This is a genomic window from Variovorax paradoxus NBRC 15149 (genome assembly GCF_001591365.1).
GTDB lineage: Bacteria > Pseudomonadota > Gammaproteobacteria > Burkholderiales > Burkholderiaceae_C > Variovorax > Variovorax paradoxus.
Map to the genome: position 1 here is coordinate 815,195 of NZ_BCUT01000002.1, position 22,942 is coordinate 838,136.

The 22,942-nt window shown below is 60.0% G+C and carries 24 protein-coding genes; 11 read left to right on the forward strand and 13 right to left on the reverse strand.

Going from position 1 to position 22,942, the window contains the following annotated elements; all coding sequences use genetic code 11:
- Nucleotides 1-16 precede the first annotated feature (16 nt).
- Genes VPA02S_RS18690 through VPA02S_RS18705 form a run of 4 tightly spaced genes read left to right on the forward strand, consistent with a single transcriptional unit; the run spans nucleotide 17 to nucleotide 2,280 of the window.
- A complete protein-coding gene (locus VPA02S_RS18690; protein WP_062365146.1) occupies nucleotides 17-916 on the forward strand; it encodes a LysR family transcriptional regulator in 900 nt (299 codons plus the stop codon).
- A 34-nt stretch (nucleotides 917-950) separates the two neighbouring features.
- Nucleotides 951-1,439 (forward strand): GNAT family N-acetyltransferase, encoded by a 489-nt coding sequence (locus tag VPA02S_RS18695; protein ID WP_062365147.1) that lies wholly within the window; start codon nucleotides 951-953, stop codon nucleotides 1,437-1,439.
- 27 nt (nucleotides 1,440-1,466) lie between these two features.
- Complete coding sequence (locus VPA02S_RS18700) at nucleotides 1,467-2,111, forward strand: FMN-binding negative transcriptional regulator (protein ID WP_062365148.1); 645 nt, start codon at nucleotides 1,467-1,469, stop codon at nucleotides 2,109-2,111.
- Between the two features lie 10 nt (nucleotides 2,112-2,121).
- Nucleotides 2,122-2,280 (forward strand): TRIC cation channel family protein, encoded by a 159-nt coding sequence (locus VPA02S_RS18705; protein WP_081247604.1) that lies wholly within the window; start codon nucleotides 2,122-2,124, stop codon nucleotides 2,278-2,280.
- 807 nt (nucleotides 2,281-3,087) lie between these two features.
- On the opposite strand, the gene VPA02S_RS31445 is transcribed toward VPA02S_RS18705, so the two are convergent.
- Complete coding sequence (locus tag VPA02S_RS31445; protein ID WP_174545082.1) at nucleotides 3,088-3,516, reverse strand: helix-turn-helix domain-containing protein; 429 nt, start codon at nucleotides 3,514-3,516, stop codon at nucleotides 3,088-3,090.
- A gap of 414 nt (nucleotides 3,517-3,930) precedes the next feature.
- On the opposite strand from VPA02S_RS31445, the gene VPA02S_RS31450 reads away from it, so the two are divergent.
- From VPA02S_RS31450 to VPA02S_RS18725, 4 genes are all read left to right on the forward strand, one after another.
- Nucleotides 3,931-4,503 (forward strand): TetR/AcrR family transcriptional regulator, encoded by a 573-nt coding sequence (locus VPA02S_RS31450; protein WP_081247587.1) that lies wholly within the window; start codon nucleotides 3,931-3,933, stop codon nucleotides 4,501-4,503.
- A 15-nt stretch (nucleotides 4,504-4,518) separates the two neighbouring features.
- Complete coding sequence (locus tag VPA02S_RS18715) at nucleotides 4,519-5,151, forward strand: glutathione S-transferase family protein (RefSeq protein ID WP_062365151.1); 633 nt, start codon at nucleotides 4,519-4,521, stop codon at nucleotides 5,149-5,151.
- A 521-nt stretch (nucleotides 5,152-5,672) separates the two neighbouring features.
- Nucleotides 5,673-6,182, forward strand: a complete 510-nt coding sequence (locus VPA02S_RS18720; RefSeq protein ID WP_244883612.1) for a carbonic anhydrase — start codon at nucleotides 5,673-5,675, stop codon at nucleotides 6,180-6,182.
- A 329-nt stretch (nucleotides 6,183-6,511) separates the two neighbouring features.
- Nucleotides 6,512-7,048 carry a GNAT family N-acetyltransferase gene (locus VPA02S_RS18725; protein WP_062365153.1) on the forward strand — a complete coding sequence of 179 codons (537 nt, stop codon included), beginning with the start codon at nucleotides 6,512-6,514 and terminating at the stop codon, nucleotides 7,046-7,048.
- Nucleotides 7,049-7,325: 277 nt separating this feature from the next.
- On the opposite strand, the gene VPA02S_RS18730 is transcribed toward VPA02S_RS18725, so the two are convergent.
- The 6 genes from VPA02S_RS18730 to VPA02S_RS18755 all read right to left on the reverse strand — a co-directional run bounded on the left by VPA02S_RS18730 (nucleotide 7,326) and on the right by VPA02S_RS18755 (nucleotide 13,313).
- On the reverse strand, nucleotides 7,326-8,246 hold the full coding sequence (locus VPA02S_RS18730; RefSeq protein ID WP_062365154.1) for a carbon-nitrogen hydrolase family protein: 921 nt from the start codon (nucleotides 8,244-8,246) through the stop codon (nucleotides 7,326-7,328).
- Between the two features lie 160 nt (nucleotides 8,247-8,406).
- A complete protein-coding gene (locus tag VPA02S_RS18735) occupies nucleotides 8,407-8,823 on the reverse strand; it encodes a GFA family protein (protein ID WP_162269822.1) in 417 nt (138 codons plus the stop codon).
- 96 nt (nucleotides 8,824-8,919) lie between these two features.
- On the reverse strand, nucleotides 8,920-9,609 hold the full coding sequence (locus VPA02S_RS18740) for a glutathione S-transferase family protein (protein WP_062365156.1): 690 nt from the start codon (nucleotides 9,607-9,609) through the stop codon (nucleotides 8,920-8,922).
- Nucleotides 9,606-10,823: a CaiB/BaiF CoA transferase family protein gene (locus VPA02S_RS18745; protein ID WP_062365157.1), complete on the reverse strand. Its 1,218-nt coding sequence runs from the start codon at nucleotides 10,821-10,823 to the stop codon at nucleotides 9,606-9,608. The genes VPA02S_RS18740 and VPA02S_RS18745 overlap by 4 nt, the downstream gene beginning before the upstream one ends.
- 156 nt (nucleotides 10,824-10,979) lie before the next feature.
- Complete coding sequence (gene gorA / locus VPA02S_RS18750) at nucleotides 10,980-12,326, reverse strand: glutathione-disulfide reductase (RefSeq protein WP_062365158.1); 1,347 nt, start codon at nucleotides 12,324-12,326, stop codon at nucleotides 10,980-10,982.
- 102 nt (nucleotides 12,327-12,428) lie between these two features.
- Nucleotides 12,429-13,313, reverse strand: coding sequence for a LysR substrate-binding domain-containing protein (locus VPA02S_RS18755; protein WP_062365159.1), 885 nt, complete (start codon nucleotides 13,311-13,313; stop codon nucleotides 12,429-12,431).
- A gap of 850 nt (nucleotides 13,314-14,163) precedes the next feature.
- Between VPA02S_RS18755 and VPA02S_RS18760 the strand changes: the two genes are divergently transcribed.
- Both VPA02S_RS18760 and VPA02S_RS18765 read left to right on the forward strand, forming a co-directional pair.
- Nucleotides 14,164-15,372 (forward strand): MFS transporter, encoded by a 1,209-nt coding sequence (locus tag VPA02S_RS18760; protein WP_062365160.1) that lies wholly within the window; start codon nucleotides 14,164-14,166, stop codon nucleotides 15,370-15,372.
- 417 nt (nucleotides 15,373-15,789) lie between these two features.
- Complete coding sequence (locus tag VPA02S_RS18765; protein WP_062365161.1) at nucleotides 15,790-16,356, forward strand: hypothetical protein; 567 nt, start codon at nucleotides 15,790-15,792, stop codon at nucleotides 16,354-16,356.
- Nucleotides 16,357-16,475: 119 nt separating this feature from the next.
- On the opposite strand, the gene VPA02S_RS18770 is transcribed toward VPA02S_RS18765, so the two are convergent.
- The 3 genes from VPA02S_RS18770 to VPA02S_RS18780 form a co-directional block, all read right to left on the reverse strand.
- Complete coding sequence (locus tag VPA02S_RS18770) at nucleotides 16,476-17,477, reverse strand: KpsF/GutQ family sugar-phosphate isomerase (protein WP_062365162.1); 1,002 nt, start codon at nucleotides 17,475-17,477, stop codon at nucleotides 16,476-16,478.
- 110 nt (nucleotides 17,478-17,587) lie between these two features.
- The gene (locus VPA02S_RS18775; RefSeq protein ID WP_244883614.1) at nucleotides 17,588-18,343 is read right to left on the reverse strand and encodes a DUF2182 domain-containing protein; all 756 of its coding nucleotides are present in this window, start codon (nucleotides 18,341-18,343) and stop codon (nucleotides 17,588-17,590) included.
- A 62-nt stretch (nucleotides 18,344-18,405) separates the two neighbouring features.
- The gene (locus VPA02S_RS18780; RefSeq protein ID WP_081247590.1) at nucleotides 18,406-19,080 is read right to left on the reverse strand and encodes a DUF1326 domain-containing protein; all 675 of its coding nucleotides are present in this window, start codon (nucleotides 19,078-19,080) and stop codon (nucleotides 18,406-18,408) included.
- A gap of 275 nt (nucleotides 19,081-19,355) precedes the next feature.
- On the opposite strand from VPA02S_RS18780, the gene VPA02S_RS18785 reads away from it, so the two are divergent.
- On the forward strand, nucleotides 19,356-20,171 hold the full coding sequence (locus VPA02S_RS18785; protein ID WP_244883673.1) for a GlxA family transcriptional regulator: 816 nt from the start codon (nucleotides 19,356-19,358) through the stop codon (nucleotides 20,169-20,171).
- A gap of 144 nt (nucleotides 20,172-20,315) precedes the next feature.
- Here the strand turns inward: VPA02S_RS18785 and VPA02S_RS18790 are convergent, their stop codons facing one another.
- From VPA02S_RS18790 to VPA02S_RS18800, 3 genes are all read right to left on the reverse strand, one after another.
- Nucleotides 20,316-21,344: a GlxA family transcriptional regulator gene (locus tag VPA02S_RS18790; RefSeq protein ID WP_062365164.1), complete on the reverse strand. Its 1,029-nt coding sequence runs from the start codon at nucleotides 21,342-21,344 to the stop codon at nucleotides 20,316-20,318.
- A 224-nt stretch (nucleotides 21,345-21,568) separates the two neighbouring features.
- On the reverse strand, nucleotides 21,569-22,405 hold the full coding sequence (locus VPA02S_RS18795; RefSeq protein WP_062365165.1) for an SDR family oxidoreductase: 837 nt from the start codon (nucleotides 22,403-22,405) through the stop codon (nucleotides 21,569-21,571).
- A 57-nt stretch (nucleotides 22,406-22,462) separates the two neighbouring features.
- Nucleotides 22,463-22,918: a MarR family winged helix-turn-helix transcriptional regulator gene (locus VPA02S_RS18800; protein ID WP_062365166.1), complete on the reverse strand. Its 456-nt coding sequence runs from the start codon at nucleotides 22,916-22,918 to the stop codon at nucleotides 22,463-22,465.
- Between the last annotated feature and the right edge of the window lie 24 nt (nucleotides 22,919-22,942).

Sequence of the window (22,942 nt, forward strand, 5' to 3'; positions counted from 1 at the left end):
TGCGGAATTCCAGACAATGAACGTCGACCTCGGGGATCTGAACGCCTTCGTGGCGGTGGCGGGAGCCAAGGGCTTTCGCGACGGCGCACGCCTGAGCGGCACAAGCGCTTCGGCCCTGAGCGAAGCGGTGCGCCGGCTGGAGACCGAGCTCGGCGTGCGGCTGCTCCACCGCACGACGCGCAGCGTGCGGCCCACCGAAGCCGGAGAACGCCTGCTCGAGCGGCTGAGGCCCGCGCTGGCTGAAGTCGGTGCGGCGCTGGACGTGGTGAACGGCTTTCGCGACCGGCCCACCGGCACGCTCAAGCTCAACGTGCCGATCAGCGCCGCGCGGCTCGTGCTGCCGTCGATCGTGCCGGGCTTTCTTGCGGCCTATCCCGACATCTCGCTCGAAGTGATTGCCGAGGACGGTTTTGTCGATGTGCTGGCCGCCGGCTGCGATGCCGGCATCCGCTACGACGAGCGGCTCGAGCAGGACATGGTCGCGGTGCCGATCGGCCCGCGGCTGCAGCGCTTCGCGGTCGCGGCGGCCCCGGCGTATCTCGATCGGCACGGCCGTCCGCAGCATCCGCGCGAGCTGCTCGGCCATGCCTGCCTGCGCGGGCGCTTTGCCAGCGGGTCGATGCCTCCATGGGAGTTCGAACGCGACGGCGAAAGCCTGCGCATCGACGTGACGGGACAGCTGATCGTGCGGATCGGCGCGGCGGCCGATCTCACGGTCGATGCGGCCATCGCCGGTGCCGGCGTGGTCTACCTGTTCGAGGACTGGCTTCGGCCGCATTTCGAAAGCGGCGCGCTCGAGCCGATCCTGGAGCCCTGGTGGCTGCGCTTCCCGGGCCCGTTCCTCTACTATCCGGGCCGCCGGTTGCTGCCGGCGCCGCTGAGGGCGTTCGTGGATTTCGTACGAAATGGTTCGTGAATCGCGGCACCGTTCAGAAAACGCATTTGCCATCATGAACATCCAGCAAGCACACACCTCGGATGCCGAGGAAATCGCCGCCGTCCTGCAGGAAGCCGCGCAATGGCTCTCCGATGGCGGCCGGGCGCTGTGGTCCGGTGCGGAGATCGGCCGCGAGCGCGTTCTGCGTGACACGAGCGCCGGGCTTTTCCATGTCGCACGGGAAGGCGGGCAGTTGGCCGGCGTGATGAAATTCGAGCTGGAGGATCCCATCTTCTGGCCCGAGATCGCACCCGGCACCTCGGCCTTCGTTCACAAGCTGGCCGTTCGCCGAGCCTGGGCGAAGAAGGGGATTTCGACCGAGCTGCTGTCGTTTGCCCGGGGCCACGCACGGGCTCTGGGCCGGTCCTACCTTCGCCTGGACTGCGTCGCGGATCGGCCTGGGCTGCGAAATCTCTATGAGCACTTCGGCTTCGCGCTGCACAGCGTCATTCGGAAGGGCACCGTCTCGTTCGCGCGATACGAACTCCGCACGACAAAATAGCCGCGGCACCACCCTTCCGGAGTTTTCGTGTACGTCTCCAAACACCACGCGCTGCCCGATCCCGCTGAAGCCCAGGCACTGATCGAAGCCCACCCGCTGGGCGCATGGGTCGTGCCCGGCAGCGAAGGCCTGGTCGCCAACCATGTGCCCTTTCTGCTGGACAGGTCGCGCGGCCCGTTCGGAACACTGATGGGCCACGTGTCGCGCGCCAACCCGGTGTGGAAGCTGCTGCCTGCCGCAGGACATTCGGTGGTCATGTTCCAGGGCCCGCAGTCCTACATCACGCCCGGCTGGTATCCGGGCAAGCAGGCGCACGGAAAGGTCGTGCCGACCTGGAACTACGCCGTCGCCCATGCGCACGGCGTGGCGCGAGCCATCGACGACGAACACTGGCTGCGCGGCCTGCTGACGCGCCTCACGGCGGCCCATGAGTCCTCGAAGCAGCGGCCCTGGCAAATGACGGACGCGCCGGCGGATTTCATCGACGGGATGCTGCGCGCCGTGGTGGGCATCGAGATGCCGATCGAGCGGCTGGTCGGCAAGCTCAAGGCGAGCCAGGACGAGGACCTGCAGGACAGGCTTGGCACCGTGAACGGGCTGGCCGCCGAAGGCACCGAGAACGCGGCGGCGATGGCGCGCCTCGTCGAACATGCGGCCCGGCAGCAGCGCTGACGCAACGGCCATGCTGCTGTACCTGCTCGACCTCGCCGGCATCGCGGTGTTTGCCGTCAGCGGCGTGCTGGCGGCGGGCCGTGCGGACCTCGACTGGCTGGGCGTGGTGGTGATCGCCTCCGTCACGGCCGTGGGCGGCGGCACGCTGCGCGATGCTGTGTGTGAATAAAGTGCGTCGGGAAAACTCTCGCCGCAAGTCGTTGATTCGAAATCATTTTTCTGAAATTCGCGATTCAACGGAAAGTGCGTCGCCGTTCTTAGCAACTAATCGCCCTACGCGGTTTCCCAAGTGGCAATATTGGGTGACAGCCGCCGCCCTGGCTTCCGCCGTCGCTGTGGGATGGAAGCTGCATGCGTTGCTGTCTAGGTAACGGGGCGCGAGCAGATTTCACTTTGCCAAGAGTCGATCTCGTTGCCGAAGCCGCCGGAAGCCCGGCCCTCGGTGAAATGCGGCGCAAGTGAACGACGGTGGCGCACGGCGGGTCACCCCGTGGGCCGGTCCAACGGCTCCGCGAGCTTGCGGCACAGCCAGGCGCGCGGAGTACTTCGTGCCCGCGATCACGGCAACGACAGACCTTGCCGTTGAGGCATAGGGGCCGGTTTCATCTTCGAAAGCAATGAAGCTTCGGTGCCGCAATCATGTCGGCAAAAGCGGCTCTGTCGAAGTCACAGGCCGTGAACGTGAGAACCTTGACTTCGCGGTCGAAGAGTTCTGGGCAGAGATAGTCCGTTACTCTGCTGCCCGTGTGCTTGTGGCGCACGGTCGCGTCGTCGATGGTCGTGCTTTTTTGGGCCTCAGACCTTCGGGCCTAAGGGTGTCAAGATTTGCGGATATTGCGATGCTGCCGGTTCAGCCGAATATGTAAGCGACGTCGATAAATGCGAATGGACCCAGACCTACTGCCACTAAACGCGAATCTGCTGAGGCGCAATGGGCGCGCAAGTTCGAATCCGGCCGTCGCACTCTTGTTGTGCGCTATCGCGCACCGAGGCGCTCCGCAACTTCACGCGCACTGAGGTCTCGCACTGCCGCAAGACTTTCGAGTTGTGCTGCCCGCGGACGTGCCTTGCCCTGCTCCCAGTGGTAGATCGTCTGCCCTGAAACATCCACAAGATGCCCATAGTGCGCGGCGGACAGCCCTAGCTTCGCACGGTGTGCAGCCAACCGCGTGGCGCTGAACCGGCGCTTGGTGCCAGTGTCAGCTTCATCGGCCGGCGCGGTGCGCGTTGCAGTCTTCGTAACACGACGTAGCTCCCTTTCGAGCGCGCCGACCTGACGACGCAGTTCGGCTATTGAGGCCCGATGAGCGACCGACGCTTTCTTGAGAGTTTCTATCTCGACGCGCACCTCCTTACGGGCAACGCGGGAGATCTCGGCTTTGAGGATCGAGGCGATATTTGGCATGGCGCGCATTGTGCCTGCTGCGCAATGCTTCTCTCAGCGAGCTTCAGGTTCATTCAAGCAAACGACCTCAACCTGATCCGCCCTCTGTGCAGTCGCGGACGGACAAACCGCGCGCATCCCGCACCGTGTACTTTCATCTTCAGTTCGTCGATGGCCTTGCGCCGCCGCGGAACTATTGCTGTCCGCTCCGAGCCTTTTCACCTGTCTTGAAAACATCTTGTGCGTAGCAGTTCGCGGCTCAGGCTAGCAAGTGCGTGTGCTGCTTCGCAGACGACTCATTGACGGCGTCACTCCACCCGGTCCCACATCATTGATGCCAGACATCTATTAGATGTCGATTGACATCCATTTGGATGTTGACTAACATCCAACGACCTGAGCCCCTCGTGCCTCGCCTACAAGGAAGGGTAGAAAATGAGAAAGTCTCGAGAAGACGCGGCCCAAACTCGCCTTCGCATCATTGAAGCGGCATCTCACGAGTTCCGTCGCAACGGCTTCGACGGTACGGGGCTGACCGACCTGATGGCTGCCGCCGGGTTGACACACGGTGGTTTCTATAAGCACTTCTCGTCGAAGGACGAAGTAGCAGTCGAGGCGTGCACTCGCGCAATTGCCGACGTGCCAGCAGTTGTCGAACAACGAACAGCTATGCAAGCAGGTCGCCCCCTGAACCTCAATAGGGCGATCAAGAACTACCTTTCCTCGGAACATCTTTCCAATGTGTCTCAAGGGTGTCCGTTTGCCGCGCTTGGCTCAGAACTCAGCCGCGGAAGCCCAGAAGTTCGCGAAGCCGCTACCGTAGGGTTGAAGGGGGTCGTCGACGCTCTAGCCAAGGAGGGCTTGGCCGGGGGCGACAACGACGCTTGGTCGCGCGCGCTCGGGGTGGCTACGTCAATGATTGGCGCACTGACCATGGCTCGCATGGTGGACGACCCGAAGCTTGCAAGTCAGATTCTCTCCGAGGCGCGTTCTCGGCTAAGCACGTAGGCATCAGGAGCACGAATGAACATCAACGTGGAACTCTGGGGAGCGCACACGGGAAACTCCCTCAGAGCGGCTATCGCCCTTGAGGAGGCCGGTGTCTCCTATTCAGTCCGGCGTGTGGATCTACGGGGAGGAGAGCAAAGAACCCCAGAATTTCTTGCCTTAAATCCGGCGGCTCAGGTGCCAGTTCTTATCGAGATGTCTGACCAAGCGCGTCTGATTCTTCCGCAATCCAACGCCATCATGTTCTACGCGGCTGCGCGCAGCAACGGTGACCTGCTGCCTGAAGCTGGGAGCACTGCGTATTTCGCGGTCTTGGAGAGATTCTTCTACTTTTTGACGGACGTGATTGGTTTCAGCGCGACAGGCTTCTTTCTCAAGAGCCGAGAAATTCCTGGAGGCGATGTCCTTTATGACCATGTCATCGATCGCGCCACTCAAGCCGAGCGATTTCTCGCAGCGTCTGAATACATGGCGGGCGACAAGTTTTCGATCGCTGACATCGCGGCGTTTACCATCATCTGGGCGTTCCGGGAACGAATGGATTGGCCGAACGTCCCGCAGTTGCATGAGTGGTATCAGCGAGTCTTGGCACGACCCGCGGTGCAACGTGGGCTGCACGCGTTCTGCCGGCGCTCCGTTGATCAATAGGCCAATCCTTGGTGAGGAGCACCATATCAATTCGGCGGTCCGATTCGCCGAGTCCGGTGCCTTTGCTGTAGACCGCGCTTCGCTCGAAGGTACCGTCAAGAACAAATTCGGAGTCCGAGCACCACATTGACATGTGCATGAACACAACGCGTACACGGACAGCGATTTCGCTACTTGGCCCAGAAACCAGCCAACCCGAGGCGACCATCTCTCTGTCAAGAATGCTCAAGGAACGCGCCGCGCGCTGAGATCGAGCAGATTCCCCGCATGGCAGAAATCAACCGCGTTCTGTCATTACTGCCTCACTCCCGGGAGCTATTCTCTCCGACGAGCTGCCTGCCAAGAGAAGGACGGCGGCCAGAATTCAGTTGTGGTTCGCGATCCTCCCCGAGCGTTGGTCGCAGCGTCATCAACGAACATGACTGGAGTAGAACATGTGCGATCTCGCGAAATTTAGATTTCTGAATCTCCCCGGACTCGACGAAGCATCATTGCGCTCGTTGTTCCCTACGTTTGTCCCGATGAAGACACTGGTGGTCTATTGCATCGATCCGCGAGTGAGTGGGATTCCAAAAGCCGTAGCCGAGCATTTTGGAGATGAGATTTATCCAGGGGAGGTCATTCTTGACGAGTCTGGCAACAAGGTTGGTGCGACGACAACGTTGTTTGCCGTAGCAAATGCTGGCGGTCGCGCTATCGGAGCCCTGCAGTCGGTATCGACGATGCAGTACCTATTCAACTTCAAGAACGTCGTTGTAGTACACCATTCATTCTGTGGCGCGACGTCGTTCACGCCCGAAGGCCTCATTGAGGCGTTTAAAAAGGAAGAAGGTGTTGACATCTCCTCGGCATACGACCGAGAAAGTCTCAGCATCGCTGACTACGAGAAGTCGCTTAAGTACGACGTGGCTCTTTTGCGGTCTAACACGGGCGTTCCGAAGCACTTGAATCTCTATGGCTTCTTCTACAACATCGATAGTGGTGAACTGGTCGAAGTGGTGCGGGATATCCCCAGCCCGAACCCGACATGAACTGATGGGCGCTACTCTGTTAAGCAGAGTTCACATTCCGCTGGGGCGCCCTTTTCGCAAATCAACCAACGCTCTTGGCTGGTTGGCCCGAACTGGACCACAGATCGATTAGCCATGGCTCGCCGCATGCGGGAATGGAGGCCGATTCCGGCCAGGACGCGAGCTGCACGTCACTTTCGAATGGGGATGCAAAGACGAGATTCGAGTGGCACCTGACAGCGCGAACATATACCATCGGTGAGTGACATCTGCGCCAACGACTTCATCGAATGACGCCGCCGCAACGAGCGATTTTTCCCATTGAAAGTCCGACACCAAAGAGGATCCACATGGAAACGCAAGTCTTTGTTCGAGACATTAAGCCTGAGGAGTTTGTGGCGCTTGGGGAACTTCTCGTCGATGTCTATTCGACACTGGTCAACTTTCCAACGCCTCTCGAACAGCCCGCCTACTATGAAATGCTGAAGGGCATTGGCGAGTTCACGAAAAAGCCAGGTGCAAGGGTGCTCGTCGCACTCTTGGCGTCCGGGGAACTCGCTGGAGGAGTTGTCTACTTTGGAGATATGAGTCAGTACGGCCCCGCTATCGCAGTGGACGTCAAACAGGCCTCGGGCATCCGCCTCCTTGGTGTTCATCCCAAGTGCCAGAACATGGGAATCGGCAAGGCGCTCGCGAATGCCTGTATTGCTGCAGCTCGTGAGCAAGCGCATAGCGAAGTCGTCCTGCACACCACCAAAGCGATGCATACCGCATGGGGGATGTACGAGCGGCTTGGTTTCGCAAGGTCCCCCGACTTAGATTTCCTACAGGGGGAGTTACCGGTTTTTGGTTTCCGGCTGTCCCTGCGGGAGACGCTGAGAGCTTGATGAAGCTCGCACTCGCACTTCTCGCTATCCACTATCTCGTGCTTGCAGTGGGTCGCAACTCTCGAAGCCAAGTCTGAGAATCGCGGGACCTCACGTTGCCGCGCCAAACCGGGCCGCTGCACCGAGCGGCCGGGGCGGCACCCGAAGCGGCAACACTTTACGCGGTGGCGCAGGCAATTTCCGAGTGACGTATGTGCTGTGCCGTTCGACGTACAGGCGGTCGCGCAAGGTGACGCCGGTCAGCCGCTGTACTAACTGAGCAGGTTCAAAGCGATCCTCAGGAGGCGCTGCGGTCGGGCCTATCACGGTTGTGCTGAAGGCTCAGCACGCTTCCCCTGGAGTAGTGGCCCGCCGGATCGAGCTTGAGGTGCGCCCCCAGGACGTCGTCCAACGAAAGGTCAGCGTAGAGGATGACCTCCTCGCCGACCAGTGGCCCCGCGATGATTTTTCCCCCAGGCGCCACGATCATAGAGCCGCCGTCATTGATCAAGTCTCGCCCCTCAGCGACTAGCTTGCGTAAAGGGAAGTTCGTGGGAATGTCTGATGCGCGAAGCAGGCCTGACACCGACGCCGCGTAGATTCGACCTTCCATGGCGATGAATTGAGTGATGTTCTCAGTGACGTTCAGGTCACCAGGCCAAGTCGCAATATGGAGCTGCTCGCCCTGCTGGTACAGCGCTTGGCGGGCGAGAGGCAGCCAGTTTTCGTAGCAGTTGAGGCCGCCAATTTTGAAGTCGCGCCAAGACTGCACCTGCAAACCGTGTCCGTCACCGTCCGCCCATACCAGTCTTTCGTGGAACGTGGGCTTGAGCTTCCGGTGGACGTTGACGATGCCATGGTCTGGGTGAATGGCGACCAGTGACGCGTAGACCGAACCGCCGGACCCCGACCGTTCCACGACGCCGATGTAGACGAATACACCTCGGTCTGAGGCTTCTCTTGCGATTGCCGCGAGCTCCGGACCGTCTGTGGTGACTGCCGATTTGAGGTAGGCGACCTGGCCGACACGCATCAGCTCATCATTGGTTGAAACGCTGGGATGCCTGGCCCAGATCGGGTATCCAGACAGGAATACCTCTGGGAACGCGAGCAGTTCGGCACCGGAAGCGGCCGCCTCGCGTATCAGCCCCAAAGCCTTGTCGGTCGTGGCTGAAGAGTCCAGGAAAACTGGAGCGGCTTGTATGACAGCAATTTTCATATCGGGGCGTGGGCGTGGCCCGCATGCGAGCGGTCAGTGGCTAGCAGCTTAGGTGATTGATGTCGAGGGCGGGAGCACCCCCGGCCGGGTGTGGACGCAGGCAAGTGTCTCTTCGCGTCCTGCCAACCTTCAACGGAGTCACGCAGGACGACGTCTATGACTAGAAGGCCGGATTTCGCGGCCACTTCTTGAGCTCATCGTTCGGTGTGCAGTAGTGCTTTGCCGTGTCAGAAAAAATCTGGATCTCTGGCTTCACCCAGCTATCGTCATCGAGCGTCGCAGCCTTCACGGCAGCCAGGTTGCCGAACCCCTCCATCTCTGTGGACAGCGGCGAGCCGCAGTTTCCGCAGAAGTTTCGCACCACGGGCTTGCCCGTGTCGCCCAGCACGACGTACTGCCTTCGAGCCTCTCCTTCGAAGATGATGCTCTTCGTCGGCACCAGCACGTTCACCGAGAACGCGGTTCCCGTCTGCTTTTGACAATCGGGGCAGTGGCACATGATCTGCACCGCCGGCTCTTCGTCTGAGTGATAGCTAACCTGACCACACAGACACCGTCCTCTAATCTTGCTCATCATGAAACTCCTTGCATGCATTAAGGTTGAACATGGATTGGCGGGCGCCAAGCCGACTTGCCGGGGATCGAGTTCTCGTTCGCCGCTATTTCCCGTCGTCTAGATCAGGTGAGTCCCTGACTGGTTGAACAGGATTGAGTTGTTCTCTGCGTTGGCGGTCTTGCTGAACTGCGCCTCCTTGTACAGGCTAATGGCGGCGCGTACGGCGGGGCGTTCCTTGATGCGTGCTCGCCAAGAAGCGACGCGAGGAAAGGCCTGAAGGTCAACACCGAAGTTCTTCGCGATGAAGACCCAGGGGAAAGAAATCATGTCGGCGATGGAGTAGTCAGAAAGCACGTAGTCACGACCCGACAGGCGAGCCTCAAGGACTGCCACGGTCCGCTCGTACTCCCCCTTGTAGCGCTTGAGCGCATAGTCCTGGCCAGGGGGCGCATAGTTGACGAAGTGGCTGAGCTGTCCAGCCATCGGGCCTTGATTTCCTACCTGCCAGAACAGCCACTCGAGCAACTCCTTTTGTTCAGCCCCCGTCGGAGCCCCGAACCGTCCGCACTTCTCGGCCAGGTACAGGAGGATGGCGCCGCTCTCGAACACGGAGACTGGACCATTTCTCCCGGAATGGTCGACGATTGCCGGAATCTTGGCGTTCGGATTGATCTTCCGGAACTGCGGACTGAGTTGGTCGCCCTGAGTAAGGCTCAGGAGCACGGTGTTGTGATCCATGCCCGACTCGGCGAGCATGATGGCGACCTTCCAACCGTTGGGAGTCGGTGAGAAATAGAAGTCAATCACGCGATGGACTCGCTTTCGTCGATGGGAGAAACGGAATCAATCAAGGCGATGTCGACGCCGAAATCATGCAGTACAACCCGCGTATGCTCACCAAGGCTTGGGGCACCTCGTCGGACCGAAGTCGGAGTCCGGGAGAAGACCGCGGCATGTCTTGCCTGGCGCAGCTTGCCGGCGAGGGGATGGTCGTATTCGATGATCGTGCCGTTGGCTTCGACCTGAGGGTGCTTGCGCATCTGGGTGCGCGTCAGCACCTGGGCGTGAGGGACGTCTGCGCGCTCTAGCCGGTCAATGAGCTCTTCGACGGTGAAGTCGCTGATGGCGTCTTGGATGGCCTGCAGGCGCGCATCACGATTGATCTCACGAAGCTCTGCGGTCGAGAAACGTCGATCAAGAAGCAAATCGAGGCGATCGACGGCGCCTGCGAAGTCTCGCCAGTGCTTGTCTTGCATGATGGACACGCTGACATAGCCGTCCTGGAGCTTGTAGATGAGGTCGATGAAGGATTGAGACTCCTCGCGTTCGAGCTCGTCTCCGACGAACGTGTGACCATTCATGTCGGAGCTCCATAGGAACCCCACCACGGTGTCCAGCATTGATACGGTGATCTCCTGGCCCTCTCCCTGCCGCTCGCGTGCATAAAGCGCCGCTGCAATCGCTTGGGCAGTCTGGTAGCCGGTGAGCTTGTCAGGAAGGACCGTTCTGACCAGGCGTGGTCGATCGTCGTCAGAGCCACCCTGAACCGTGGTCAGCGACGACACGGCTTGGATCAGGGGATCGTAGACGGGCTTATGCACCAGTGGTCCTTCGAAGCCAAAACCTGCGATGGAGGCGTAGATGAGTCGAGGGTTGAGCGCCCGCATTTCTTTGGGCCCGATGCCCAGCCGTTGGGCCACTCCCGGGCGGAAGTTTTGAACCAGGACGTCGGCCTTCTTGATGAGCTCCCTCAGGACGGCGATCCCAGCCGCCGACTTCAGGTCGAGCGTGACAGAACGCTTGTTCCGGTTGTTGTTTACAAAGGCTGCCGAGAAGCCGTTGCGGCGGGTCGCGAGGGCTCGCGAGTAGTCGCCGCCGTCGGGTGTCTCGATCTTGATGACATCGGCACCCTGGTCGGCCAGCATCATCGTAGACAGTGGTCCCGAAATGACTGTCGTCAGGTCGATGACGCGGATTCCCGTCAAGGGACCGTGTTTGAGATCAGGAGTGTTGGAGTCCATTGCCGCAGTGGAGATGGTTAAATTCGTGGTGAGCGTACCGTTGGGGAAGCGATGCCCACAACGGAAATGAATGCGCTCCAGGCTGAAAAAAATTCATCCTCCAGATGTAGTCATGCCCGGCGCAGAGCCGCTGCGGAAAGCAGAGTGAAAGGTGCATCACCGCATGAGCACCAGTTCTTCCGCCATGGAGGGATGGAGTGCGACGGTGCTGTCGAACTGAGCCTTCGTCAGCCCCGCCTTCACTGCAATGGCGGCCGCCTGAAGGATTTCTGGAGCATCTGGTCCCACCATGTGTATGCCGAGGACGATGTCGCTTTCCGCGTTCACCACCAGCTTGTAGAGCGCCCGCTCAGACCTGCCGGCCAATACGTTTCGCGTCGGTCGGAAGTCAGAGGTGAACGTCTTCACCGTGCCGAATCTTTCTCTCGCTTGCTCCTCGGTCAGACCAACGCTGGCCAGTGGAGGGTTGGTAAAAACCGCCGAGGGGACGTTCTCGTAGTCCACGCGGTGGGACGCACCGCCAAACTGACGGTCCGCGAAGGCTTGACCTTCTCGGATGGCGACTGGAGTCAACTGCATGCGGTTGGTGACGTCGCCAATCGCAAAGATGGACGGCACGGTCGTCTGGCTGTCGCTGTCGACCCTTACCGCGCCTAGATCATCCACTTCCACGTCGACCGCCTGTAGCCCTAAGCCGGTCGTGTTTGGCAGACGGCCAATTGCGTGCAGCACTAGGTCTGCATCCACAGGTGCTCGCCCTTCGACATGCACACTCAGCGAGTTGTCTTCGCGCAGTTCGATGTCGGTAACCCTAGCGGACAGTGCAAAGTCGATGCCCTTGCCGCTCAGGATCTCGAACAATCGGTCCCGGATCTGTTGGTCGTAGCCGCGCAGGATCTGGCTGGATCGGTGAATGACGGTGACCTTCGAGCCCAGCCCTAGAAAGATTCCTGCGAACTCATTGGCGATATAGCCTGCGCCAGTGACCACGACCCTCTCAGGGAGAGCCGCAAGACTGAAAATTTCATTCGATGTGACCCCAAGCTCAGAACCCGGGAACGTCGGCACTGCGGGCCGCGCGCCAGTTGCGATCAAGATTGTTTTGGCGCTGCACCTTCTGCCTCCAGCCAACAGGACCTCGTGAGGGCCGGAAACGGTTGCACGCTCTGCAAACACTTCGACGTTATTGCGCCGGAGTGTGTCGGTGTACAGAAGCTCAAGGCGTCCAACCTCCCGCATGACGTTGTCTCGCAGCGTAGCCCACTCGAACTGCGCCGAGCCGAGAGTCCATCCGTACTTCGCGGCGTCTCTCAACTCCTCTGAAAACTGCGACCCGTGGACAAGCATCTTCTTGGGGACGCAGCCTCGGATGACACACGTACCACCGATGCGATGCTCCTCGGCGATGGCCACCCTTGCACCGTGGGCTGCTGCGACGCGGGAGGCTCGAACGCCCCCCGATCCAGCGCCAATCACGAACAGATCAAACTCGTACTGGCCCATTGGCCTCCTTCCCTCACGGATAGTGAATTACTTGAAGTAGTTCACGCTAGCAGCCGGTCGGAAAGCTGCTGAGGAAAGAATTCAGGGGTAGCTGAAAAAAAATCAGGTCGCCTGCGCCAGCAACCAGTCATGGACACACCTCACAGCCATGCCCATCTCGCTCGGCAGCCGTACCACGTAGTAGGTGTTCAGGTCGTGACCTGCGTCGCCTTCCAGCGTGACAAGGTCACCCGACTGCAATAGCTTGTCCACCAGAGGTTTTCGGCCGAGCGTGACGCCGAGACCATCGCGAGCCGCTTGAATAGTCAACTCGTAGGTTTCGAGGTTGAAGCGGCTGTTCGCGGGGGGAGGCGGGATGGAGCGCGCTTCGCAGTAGGTATCCCACTCGTGGGCCATCGTCGTGTTGACAAGGACGCGCGTCGCCTTTAGCGCCTGCTCAACCGTGCGAAGGCCGCAAGATTTGAAGACCTGCGGTGCCACGACGGGAATCAGGACCTCGCGCATCAGCGGCTGGACTTCGTAGTCCGGCCAGTTGCCGCGTCCGCGCCGAATGGCCAGGTCGATGTTCTCGCGACTGAGGTCGAGTACACGCGTCGTCGTGATGAGGTCTAACTCGATGTCAGGGTGCTTGAGCTGAAAGCGCTGAAGCTGCGGTAGCAACCAGCCTGCGGCGAATGACGGCGTGAGCGTCAACGAGACCCGGCGGCGGCCTGGATTCGACCGAATCGCATCGGTCGCTTGCAGCAGGTCACGCAAGGGCCCCTTGATGGCATCGAAGTACTGCTCGCCCTGTGTTGTCAAGCGGAGCTTGCCGCCCTTGTTCTCGACGAGTCGTACGCCTAGCTCCCGCTCAAGCGTCTTAACTTGGTGGCTGATGGCAGAGGCGCAGACGTTCAAGCGCTCTGCAGCCTTCACGGCACTTCCCGTAAGTGCGAGCGCATAAAAGGACTTCAGGCCACCAAAAGAGGGAAATCGATCTTGATCCATGGACTTCAAGGCTTGAGCGCCCCCAACGTCGGTGCTTGTGGGCATCGGAACTCCACTGGCGCTTTTATCAGTACGCAATGCTCAAGCTGCATATCGCTTGTACGTAGCTTGGTCAGCATAGGTATCCTCATCGTTTGATGATCTGGCACGTTCAGCGTGTTCATGATGGCGTTGCCGGCGAGGCCGAGCAGCGCGGCCGACGGCCTGGAGATCAGCGCCTTCGTCTACGGGTTTCAAGCAAGTTGTCTGCCAAGAGTTGGCGCGGCCCGCCAGGGCCAAAGCCAGTTCGTGGTACGTCGAACGACGCGAGCTAGGCAAAGTGGGTCGCGAGCATATGCTCCTCGCCATACACCTTACCGAGCGGCTGCGCGACCAGTTAGCAGAGGTAGGAGCTGCAGACGATTTTGTCCGCACCAACGTTGGTCGTGCATCGCACCGCCGCGGAGCGCCATGGCCGTCGCAGCCGAAAATCCAGGCTCGCACAGTCCTTCAACTCGCCTTGAAGCGCTCTGCGTAGCTGTCTCTATCAATTCGAGCAATTTCTCTTGTCTCGAAAAGACAGAGGTCATGAGACAAGCCGAACATTAGGTGTGCGGTGCGACCGGTCGACTCGATTGCCATTCGCGGTCAGATGTATCTTCAATCTATGACGTGATGCGGAGGAGGACTCGTTCGTAGCTGTACATCCAGCTGATTTGCATGCGCTCAAGACCTTGACGTGTGGGGTCGATCAGGCGTTCGAAGGGAATCGGTGCCGGAGCCGTTGTGTCAGTAAAAGCCTGAAATGTGTCACACGTCGGTGTGACACCTGCGCAAAACTTGCGATCAATTCCTGTTTGCTGAGGTGACTATGTCTGACGCCCGCGACGGCCGGAGGAATGCCCGCGTGCTAGCCACGTGCCAAGGGCTCTTTACTGCGGCTATTTCCATTGACCTCACGCTGACGGCCATCACTGGCCACCAGCTCGCGCCCGATAAGGCTCTTGCCACACTGCCTTTTGCGCTCATCACAGTCGCTGGTGCCGTGGTGACTTGGTTCGCGTCCCTCCTGATGCAGTGTATTGGGCGACGCGCCGGCTTTGCACTTGGTGCCGCGTGCGGGACCCTGGGAGGCCTCATTTCCGTATTCGCCGTCTTTCACGAGAACTTCTGGGTGTTCTGTGCTGGCACGTCGTTGGTTGGAGCCTTCCAAGCCTTTGCACAGTATTACCGACTGGCGGCAGCTGACGCGGTGTCGGCTGAGGACAAGGGCAGGGCCGTGTCGACCGTGCTCGCGGGTGGCGTCATTGCTGCCATTGTCGGCCCAGCATTGGCCGCATGGAGTAGGGACCTGTTTCCGGTAGCACTGTTTGCAGGGGCCTATCTGATGATCGCTCTGTTGGGAGCGATCTCGGTACTGCTCTTGGTCTTGATGTATCGCGACGCGGACGGCCCAAATGCAGCGCCGGCGGCCGATGGTCATCTGCCCCCACGACCATTGCGCGAGATCGCGCGTACTCCCGTCTTCGTTGCGGCATTGGCGAACAGCGTCGTCGGGTCCGTTTCGATGATGTTCATCATGACGGCTGCCCCGCTCGCTGCGGTTGGCTGCAACCACAGCATCAGCGAGGGAGCAAACATCATGCAGTGGCACCTTTTCGGCATGTTCGCTCCCTCGCTCTTCGCTGGCGCTTTGATAAAGAAGATTGGACTTTCGCGAGTGCTGACGCTCGGCATGGTTTTGAACGTGCTGGCGTCATTGGTGGCGATGAGCTCCACCTCACTGCCAGCGTTCTTCGCCGCGCTGCTCTTCTTGGGCGTGGGCTGGAACTTTATGTTCGTCGGCGGGACAACGCTGCTGGCGCAATCCCATCGGCCTAGCGAGCGAGGGCGAGTGCAAGGTGCTGGTGAGTTGCTGCGAAATGTGTTCACAGCTTTCGCTACGCTGGCCGCCGGCCCCGCACTAGACTACTTTGGATGGGAAGCGCTCAATGCGGCCATGCTTCCCGTCGTCCTGCTCGCTGGTTTCATGACGTGGACCTGGGTTCGCGCGATTCGTCTATCGCCTGCGTTCTCGTGAACTATTTGGCGAGCCGGTCTCGGCGCGATCATGGGCTCGACGATTCCAGATACCACGCTTGTGAAATAGGTACGGCCAGGCCTGTTCGCGATCTCGATGACAGGCACGATGCCCACACTCAGTTCGCTACCCGCGAACTGGACGGTGTCGGGCTTGCGCTGCATCTCGAAGATCGCTGCGCGTCTGCTGAGGTGGACCTCTCCCGGCAACTCGTAGGTGGTGCCCGTCAGTCTTTGGCGCATTGCGTTGCACGCGACGCGCGCTCGATGTGTCAACAGTGCCATCGCAACGAACTATAGGAATGCAACCATGTTGCGCCGCCGCCTTGCCCTACTTCTCACGCTGCTGCCGTTGGCCTTGGCCGCCTGCAGCGCCATGCCCTCCGCGTCCCCTTCTTCTACTCCAGGAGCATCCCCCATGACTCTCGAACAGACCAAGCAGGCCATTGCCGGCGACTGGATCAGCCTCGCTCCCGAGATTCGTCCCAGCGCCCTCAAGAACGCGGACGGCACACTCAAGCCCTTTTATTTGAAGCGCGAGTTCAAGGCTTTGGCGGAAGACCGATTCGAGCTGATCGTCATCAACTCGGCGGACCCCTACGGCAAGGTGCCAATGACAAAGATCCTGATCAGGGGCCACATCCGCTGGCGCGGTGATCACCCTATCGCCCCCGGCGCGCAAAAGGTGGATTTCGTCGCCGACGAGGCCTACGAAGTTATGCCACTGGTGCGGGGCTTTGCCGACGTGCTTAACCAGGTTTCTGCCCAGGGTTATGCCAAATGGGAAGTTGGCCAAGCGCAAAGCGTCTTCGGCAAGGATTTTGCGCCATTCGGCCTCACGGCAGGCAAGGATTTCATGGAGTGCGACCTGGTCTACGTGGCGCACGGGCTGTTGTTCTGGGGCGCCCGAAACGTGGACGGCCGCGGTTTTGATAGTGAGCAGAACCGTCCGACTAATCTTCAGATTCCACTGGCGCGCAAGTGACGCGGAGTAGTGGAACGCGTTGAGCGAACTGGACGTCGGGTTGGCAGTCGCCATCTGCACGTCCAGCGCTATCAGCCCTCCCAGGCGCCAAGCAATGTCTCTACTTGACTTCGTAGGTATCAGATAACCTTCGCGCGCAACAGGTCGTTGACGCTGAGCGCGCCAATCAGGATGCCGGAGGTATCGACCACCAGTACGCTCGCGATGCGGTGCCGCTCCATCAACTCGGCGGCCTCGGCCGCGAGTGCCTCGGCGCGCAGTGTGTGCGGGCCGACGTGCATCACGTCGCCGGCCTTTAGGGTCCGCAGGTCCGCGCCTGTGTCGACCTGTCGGCGCAGGTCGCCGTCCGTGAAGATGCCAATGGCGCGGCCTTCCGAATCGACCACGGCGGTGGCGCCCAATCCCTTTGCGCTCATCTCGCGCATCAGTTCACTCAGGCTGGCGTTGGGCCCGACGCGCGGTACCGCATCGCCGGAGCGCATGACGTCGCTCACATGCGTCAGGAGCTTGCGTCCCAGCGCGCCGCCGGGATGCGAGCGGGCAAAGTCTTCGGTTCCGAAGCCGCGCGCGTCGAGCAACGCGACAGCGAGCGCATCACCGAGGGCCATCTGCGCCGCGGTGCTGGCAGTGGGCGTGAGATTAAGAGGACAAGCCTCCTTCTCGACGCCGCTGTCCAGGACAATGTCTGCATGACGCGCCAGGGTGGAGTCCGCACGGCCGGTCATGGCGATCAGCGGCACGCCTAGCCGCTTGACGACCGGAAGGATGACGTTGAGTTCTTCGACTTCGCCGCTGTTGGAAATGGCGAGCACGAGATCGACTGCCTTGATCATGCCGAGGTCGCCGTGGCTCGCTTCGGCCGGATGCACGAACATGGCTGGAGTACCCATCGACGCGAGAGTAGCGGCAATCTTGCGGGCCACGTGACCGCTCTTGCCCATGCCCATGACGACCACGCGCCCGCGCACTTCGAGAGTCTTCCGAACGGCCTCTACGAAGCTGGGGCCGATGCGCTGCTTGACGCCGAGCACGGCCGCAGCCTCGATGTCGAAGGTGATGCGCGCCCGCGCGAGCATGGCATCGGCATCAGCCGTCGGGGCCAGCGCAGGTTGGGAGTGCATTGACGGATTGCATGGGCAGGGCGGGGTGCACACTCCTTGAAGGCATCTAGCATTCTCGTTTGTAGCCGAACGGAAGTGCACCAGAGGCTTCTCAAACTCAGTGTTCAATTTCAGAACAATCCTTTGCAGACACTGCCAAACATCATGGGGTCTTTGAGTAGAGGTGCGGTGTCCGGCGACACTGCGATCCAAAGGCCCATTGCCCAAAGGAAGATTGCAATCGGCACTGTGAGAGCCCGACCCTTCGGCAAGACTTTTTCCGCGAACATGAAAGTCGTCAGAAGAGCCATCCAAGTGAGGCTCATGGCACCGACAGCAAACATGACTGCCATCAAGGCCCAACAGCAGCCCACGCAGACCAGTCCATGTCGGGCGCCCATTGCCACAGCGCCTAGGTTTCCCCCTTGCCAGTGGCGAGCGAAGAATGCAAGCGGCGACCGGCATCCTCTCAGGCAGGAGTGCTTGAGCGTTGAGAGCTGATAGAAACCCGCGCCAATCAAAATTGCACCAGCCAACTGTGGTCCGGCTCGATTCCATGCGATGAAGTCGGGGCTGATGGCTCGAACGGCGAAATCTAGGACATACGCGCCCAAGCCGTAGGCGATCCAGGCAATTCCATAGCCCGAGATGAAACTGACTAAGGCTTGGGAACGCATCGACGAGCTTCTTCCCCGCGCCTTAAGCACGGCGCCGAACGCTCCGACGTAATTCAGTTCCGATGGAAGCATCATGGCAGTCAACATTACTGTCCATCCCAACAGGAAGATCGGAAGCTCGTGAAGTTGTGTCCCGGGCCCCTCGTCCATCCCGGACATCAAGACCAGAACAGCTAGCCATGATGCGACGCCGATGGCTACGACGACCATCGTCCAACTGTTGACCCTCAGTCCGCGTCGGCGTTGTCCGCTTGATGCGGTCGGGCTCGAATTCATCGCGCGTCTGGTCCGTGCCAATCAAAGGGGATGTGCTTGCTGGCCTGGCCGGCCGGGATGACCTGGTCGAAGCCGAAGGCGTCCCAGCGGCCCACGACGCTCTTGCCCCAGGTCACTGGATCACTTGTTGGGCCAACTTCGCTGCCGGGAGGGTTGTAGCTCTGAAGCAGCTTGGTTGGATCGGAGGTTGGGCCGCTCATGGGCTTGCCGCTTGCCTCAACCTTATCTTCCACCTTCACGCTCCAATGTTCGAGCGCATGGTCGACCTCGATCGAGATATCTGCGAACTCAACGCCTCGAACGTCGCGGACATGCGTCGGCACGAACTGAGTCATCCATCCGCCAGCCTGCCCGGTGAAGATGGCGACGAGTGCCTTTCGCTGTTCCTCGTTGGCTGCTGCGTCGAAAAAGATTCCAGTGTCCAGCATGCCGCCATCCCAGAGATTCCCGTCGAACGCAGAAAGCAGGACAACCTTTAGTCCGGCCATCGCGACGTCGCCGTAGTGACCTTCGTTGATTCTGTACGCCCACATGACTTCACAGTGGTTGCCAGTCGGAGGCTGTGCATAGGTGCAGGGGCACGGGGAGTTACAGGAGCACACGTCGAACCACTCGCCGGCGATCCGCCACGCCGGAGTAACGCTGGCGTCCGCTGCTGCTTGATCGGTCATTGCTATCCAGATTGTTTGTTGAAGAAGCGTGGACAGTTTCGAGCCGAGACGTCAAGATGCACAGTGGCGATATCGACATTTCAAGGGGCACTTCCGACATGACATTTCATAAGCCGGCGGAGATCGGGGTCGTCAGGTACCCGGGCGCCCAGCTCGCCGCTGTGCATGGCTTGACTGATCTATTCGAGGCGGCAAATCGCCTCGCGGTGCAGCATTGTGTTGAGTCGCCTACCTTCTTGCGCGTGAGCCATTGGAAAACGCCAGCACTAGGCAAGATGCCTATTCGCGATGAGGACCGTGGAGGGCGAGATGAGAACTCCGCGCCAGAGGTGCTCGTTCTGCCACCGAGCACCTGGGTCCCCCCCAGCGCAGAGGATGCTGAGCCTCTGGTGGATTGGCTCGTTGACCGCCACCACTTGGGCACAATGCTCGCATCGGTTTGTGGCGGAGCCTTCGTCCTGGCCGAGACTGGACTTCTGGTCGGACGTGCGGCGACGACCCATTGGGTTCACGCTGAGAAGTTCCGGGCGAGATTTCCCGATGTGCATCTCGACATCGACAGGATCATCATCGACGATGGAGACATCATCACTGCGGGCGGAATGATGGCTTGGGTGGACCTTGGGCTGCGCTTGGTGGATCGCTTATTGGGGCCAGTCATCATGGCTGAGACGGCGCGCTACTTGTTGGTCGACCTACCAGGGCGGGAACAGCGCTTCTACAGCGCATTTTCGCCAGTCTTGACGCATGGAGACGCGGCGGTGCTGAAGGTCCAGCATTGGTTGCAATCGACAGGAGCGAAGGACGCTGATCTGGCATCCCTGGCTTCATGTGCAGGGTTGGAGGAGAGAACGCTTCTTAGGCGCTTCAGAAAGGCTACCGGCCTTACGCCTATCGACTATTGCCAACGACTTCGTGTCGGAAAAGCACGAGAACTGCTTCAGTTCAGCAAATCGCCAGTAGAGTCGATCGCGTGGGAGGTGGGCTACGGCGACCCAGGCGCGTTCAGGAAGATCTTCCTTCGCGTGACCGGCCTCACTCCTAGCGACTACCGCCGGAGATTCAGCGTCATAGTGAAGCCGGCAAGCTAGCTTGCTCTACAGCAATCTCACATCGATCTTGAAAACGACCAGCGGTACGAGCGCCGCTTCGGGTGGCTTTCGTGCCACGCAGTGAATGGAATTCACCGGCGCATGATCTAGCTGACGCGAAACCAGTTCCGCTGCACCCGTCGGTCAGGCAAGTTTGCTTTCTATCGCGAACCGTTGAGCGTACTCCTTTGGGGTCACGCCGAGGCGTCGCACAAACGCCCTCCGCAAAACGTCCACACTCTGATAACCACACCGGCGCGCAATCGTCTCCAATGACCGTCCCCCGAGTTCCAGAGCTCGGCAGACCGCTTCGAGCCGAACGTCCTCGACGTACTTGGCGGGAGTCGTCTTCAATTCTCTCTGGAACAGCCGCACCAGTGTTCTCACGCTCGTCGCTGCGACGTCAGCAAGCATTTCGACCGTCATCTCGGTATTCAGGTGCTCGTTTATCCAATGACGTAGGCCGTCAAGAGTGGGGCCCAGCCCTTGCTGGGCCCGGAGCGCTACGCTGAACTGCGCCTGCCCTCCCGGGCGCCGGAGGAATAGCACCAAATACTTTGCGAGTTCCAAGGCGAACTCGTTTCCCAGGTCCTCTCCCACCAAGGACAAAGCGAGGTCAATTCCCGATGAGATTCCAGCAGACGTATATACATTGCCGTCTTTCACCCAGATCGGATTCGGTTCCACCTGCACCTTCGGGTAACGGTCCGCCAGGCGCTGTGCTGCGGACCAATGGGTCGTCGCTCGCCGGCCATCCAGAAGTCCGGCCTCTGCCAAAGCAAATGCACCAACACATATTGAGCACACACGCCGCACGTTCTTGGCGCGAGTCTTGATCCAATCGATAGCACGCGGGTCCAGTTGCTCCGGCGAAGACATGCCGGAGGCGACGATGAGGGTATCGATGGGCAGACTTGCCCGCCGCTCTTCGTCCAACGTCCTGTGTCCCCTGAGTCCAATGCCTGTTTCGCTTTCCAGATGGACATCGGAACCTGAACTTATCAGTTCAAGCGAATACGGCGCGGTTTCTCCCTTATGCATTCTGCTGGCCAAGCCGAAAACTTCGGCCGGACCTATGACGTCCAGCGCATCTACGGGCACCAAGCCCAGGATGACCACCCGCTTTCGCGCAGAACCCGTGGGCGCGCTTTCGGACTTCGTTCGCTTCTTCATTCTGGTTTCACGTGACGAAGAAGCGATTCTGGCATAAATAATCTGGAGCGTGTCATTCCTGCCAAGAATGAGATCCGTAGACTCAATCGACGGTCAGCTCACATAAGGGGCCTCGAAGATCAGCCCGAAGCGGCTGTAGAACTTTCTCCAAAGCCGCCTTGTGATGTCGTGAAGACAAATATGACTGCCGCAGAAAAAGGTCGACAGCGCCCAGCGACCGCCCCTCACTCGTCGAACTCGGTCGAATGCGCCAACGCCTTCTGGGCCTCCAGGGCAGAGAGCCTCGAGGTCAGAGCTTCGTGGACAAAGGCGTAAGCATCACTTCCCAATGTAAGTCGCCTCGGCGCAGGGCTTTGTGAGGTCGAATCGATAATCGCTTGAGCAACTTTGCGCGGGTCACCGCGGAACATGGAAAGTCCTGCGGAAGCAACCATGCGCCTGAAGTCCCCGACGGCCGTCTTATCGTAGACGTCCATCGCCTTACCGAATGCGGCGCTCGAGGTCCCAAAGTTTGTGCGGGAGGCACCAGGCTCGACGAGCGTTACCTCGATTCCGAAGCCAGCGATTTCTGGAATCGTTCCTTCATAGAAGCCCTCGATACCCCACTTGGTCGCCGCGTAGACGCCCATCGTCGGATACGAGCCTTGGCCAACCATGGACGAAATCTGAACGATTCGCCCGCCGCCTTGACTGCGCAAGTGCGGAATCACGGCCCGGGCGATATGGATTGAGCCAAGCAAGTTGGTGTCGACCTGCCGCTCGATCTGTGCGTCATCAACTTCTTCTGCCGCGCCGAGCAATGCATATCCTGCATTGCTGACAACAACGTCGATACGCTTGAGGTCGGAGAACGCTTTCCCGACGACACGTCGAACGTCGTCGGCGTGCACGACGTCGAGGATCTCCACCCAGAGTCGGTCGCCGTGCGCCTTCTTCAGATCGTCCAGAGCGCCTTCTTTGCGAACGGTGGCCGCGACTCGGTCACCTCGTTGCAGGAGAATCTCGGTGAGCTGGCGGCCGAAGCCGCTGCTGGTGCCAGTGATAAGCCATGTTCTTGACATGATGGTTCCTTTCAGTGAGCCAGCGGCTGCGGCTCGATTTCCAGCCAATTCAACAGTTCAACTCACGCAAACGGATGTGTGGCGCATATCCAGGCCAGCCAACTCCATCTTGAGCGCGACTACTCTCTGCGTTCCATTCAATACTTCCATCCGGCGCTGCGCTTGCAGCCAAAGGGGAAAGGCCTGGCGAAGGAGTCGTTGCCCTGCCTGTGTGAGCTCTACCAAGCGCGTGCGGCCATCAGTTGGCGCAGGTCCAATCTGAACCAGGCCATCTCGCTCCAGAACGGAGGCCATCTTTCCCATGGCCGTCCGTTCGGTGTCGAGGCGTTCAGCAAGGGTGTTGATGGGCGCACTCTTAACCTCTTCGAGCAAGGCCAGAATCAGAAACTGCGATATCCGTAGCCCAGTCGACTGCAGATGCGCGTCATACAGCCTCGCCGCCTGCCGGGCCGCCTTCTTGATGGCAAAGCAGCTGCAATCCTCGATTCGTGCGGGCGCATCGACTACGGACATACCAAGCTCCTGGATTCCGAACTG